The sequence below is a fragment of the Deltaproteobacteria bacterium genome (assembly GCA_018668695.1).
Classification (GTDB): domain Bacteria; phylum Myxococcota; class XYA12-FULL-58-9; order XYA12-FULL-58-9; family JABJBS01; genus JABJBS01.
Genome location: JABJBS010000125.1, coordinates 1 through 2,814, shown reverse-complemented (window position 1 = coordinate 2,814; position 2,814 = coordinate 1). Strand labels below are relative to the sequence as shown.

2 protein-coding genes are annotated in these 2,814 nt (G+C 50.2%); both read left to right on the top strand.

Going from position 1 to position 2,814, the window contains the following annotated elements; all coding sequences use genetic code 11:
• The first annotated feature begins 99 nt into the window (after positions 1–99).
• A complete protein-coding gene (locus HOK28_07030) occupies positions 100–1,338 on the top strand; it encodes an ABC transporter permease (GenBank protein ID MBT6432828.1) in 1,239 nt (412 codons plus the stop codon).
• A gap of 10 nt (positions 1,339–1,348) precedes the next feature.
• A partial coding sequence (locus HOK28_07025) for an ABC transporter ATP-binding protein (protein MBT6432827.1) occupies positions 1,349–2,814 on the top strand: 1,466 nt, incomplete at its 3' end.

The window sequence follows — 2,814 nt, the reverse complement described above, 5'->3', positions numbered from 1 at the left end:
TTACTAATCTCAAGCTTGCTAACACTCATTGGCATGCTCTTGGCCGACCTTGCATACGCATTGGTCGATCCACGAATTACGTTCGACTAGGGGGTTGTCATGACGGAAACGAAAAACATCATGGGCTCAGAACCAGAAGATATGACATTCGGGGATATCGTCTGGGGCCAATTCAAGAAAAACAAAATGGCCTACGCCTCACTCTGGCTCTTGGCTGCGCTCTTTATCCTTGCGGTATTTGCGCCCGTGTTAGCATCGGAAAGACCATTTGTTTGGCAAGATGCTGAAGGCACATTTTTCCCTTGGTTCAGCTCTCTCTTTGACCACAACTACTATGAGAATGGTGTCGACAAGTTCTTCAACTTGCTGCTCGTGCTCGGCACCCCCTTGTTTATCATTTGGGTCATCATGGTGAAGCGGGTGCTAAGCACCGGCGTTGAGAAGAGAATCAGCCGGCAGAAAATCCGAACCTACGCGGGCTACATCAGCGCCTTCTTTATGGTCGTATTCATTGGCGTCATGGCTACCCAGTCAGGACAGGTCAACCGCCACAACTTCGAAGCTTATGAAGCTCTTCAAGCTCAAGGCAAAGAAGTCAATGCGGTGTTTCCGCCTATAGCCTACAACTATTCCAGGCAAAGCCTCTCGGAAAAGCTTCAGCAACCCAGCGGAACTCACATCATGGGTACCGACCGTAAAGGTCGCGATGTAGCGGTACGCATGCTTTTTGGAATTAGAATCTCACTGTCCGTAGGAATCATAGCCGTTGGTATTTACGTGACCATCGGAATCTTACTTGGAGCCTTCGCGGGTTATTTCAGGGGCCGCGTGGATATGATTATTCAGCGATTCATCGAAATATTTATGGCTGTCCCCACACTTATCGTTTTGCTGGTTTTGATTTCATTTATCGAACAACCCTCTATTTTCCATATTATGGTGGTCATAGGACTCTTTAGGTGGACCGGCGTAGCCCGGCTTGTGCGAGGGGAATTCTACAGACTTCGTAACCTCGATTTTGTGACCAGTGCCATCGCCTTAGGCTTTAGCACCCGCCGAATTATCTTTCAGCACATTTTACCGAATGCGCTTGGCCCCGTTTTGGTTGCCGCAACCTTTGGCGTTGCTGCTGCAATCCTAATTGAAAGTTCCCTGTCCTTTCTCGGGCTCGGCGACATCAACGTACCCTCCTGGGGACAGACGCTGAACGCAGGCTACAAAACGGGTGAATGGTATCTCATTCTCATTCCAGGCATCGCGATTTTTATCACGGTGACGCTGCTTAACCTGGTCGGCGAGGGTCTTCGTGATGCTCTTGATCCGAAGATGAGAAAGTAAGGTTACAACGATGAACAAGCCGCTTTTAAAACTCGAAAATGTTCGTACCTGGTTTCACACCGATATTGGTATTGTCAAAGCTGTCGATGGTCTTAACGTCGAAGTCAAAGCCGGACAAACGCTCGGTATTGTTGGTGAGTCTGGCAGTGGTAAGTCTGTAACCAGCCTTTCCATTATGCGTCTTCTCCCTCTGCAAACAGCGCGCATGGAAGAAGGCTCAAAAATCTATTTCGAAGGCGAAGACCTTCTGGAAATGAGTGATCAAAAAATTCGGGCCATTCGAGGCGCGGATATTTCCATGATTTTCCAAGAGCCGATGACTTCACTGAATCCGGTCTACACCACTGGTAACCAAGTGATTGAAGCCATCATGCTTCACCAAGAGCTGGGCCACAAAGAAGCCGAAGCCAAAACCATTGAGCTCTTTCGAGAAGTAGGCATCCCCGATCCAGAACAACGCATTCACATGTATCCCCATGAAATGTCGGGTGGCCAAAAACAACGGGTCATGATTGCCATGGCGCTTTCGTGCAACCCAAAGATACTCATCGCGGATGAGCCCACCACTGCTCTGGATGTGACCATTCAAGCCCAGATCTTGGATCTACTGCGCTCGCTTCGAGACGACCGCGGCATGGGTATGATTTTCATCACCCACGACCTTGGAGTCATCGCCGAAATCGCTGATGAAGTCGCCGTCATGTACCGCGGTAAGCTCGTTGAGTACGGTGATGTCACAAGCATCTACGAGAACCCTCAACATCCATATACCAAGGGTTTACTGGCATGCCGGCCAAAGCTTGAGTCGAAGCTTCGAAAGCTGCCAACGGTTCCAGATTATATGGACACCATCTACGATGAGAGCGGCGAATACTCCATCAAGGAAAAAGAGCTTAAGCCTGGTTGGCTCGAGGAGATGGAAAAAGACGGTCGCGGCCGTCACCTCTACCCGCTCAGCCGCCTAGAGTCTTTTGGCTACGCGTCCAAGGCGTCAGACTACCCCCACGACACCACATTTGGCCGTGAGGACGAGCAACCTCTACTTCAAGTCAAAGACCTCAAAGTTCACTTCCCTATTCAGAAAGGGCTCTTCGGCCGCGTGGTAGACCACGTAAAAGCCGTAGACGGTGTGAGCTTTGATGTTTACCGCGGACAAACCCTGGGCTTTGTTGGCGAATCTGGTTGCGGAAAAACCACCACCGGGCGCGCTGTCATGCGTCTTATCGATCCAACGGCTGGGCAAGTAACCTTCGACGGCGTCGACATCACGAAGATGTCTCAAGCTGACCTAAGAGCTTACCGCAAGCGATTCCAGATTATCTTCCAAGATCCTTATGGATCGCTCAATCCTCGTAAGACCATCGAAACCACCATCATGGAACCCATGGAAGTACACGGTATCGGTGAAACCTACGAAGAGCGCCGCGAAATGGTTCTCCAGCTTTTAGAAAAAGTTGGGCTCCCTGGCCGGCAATT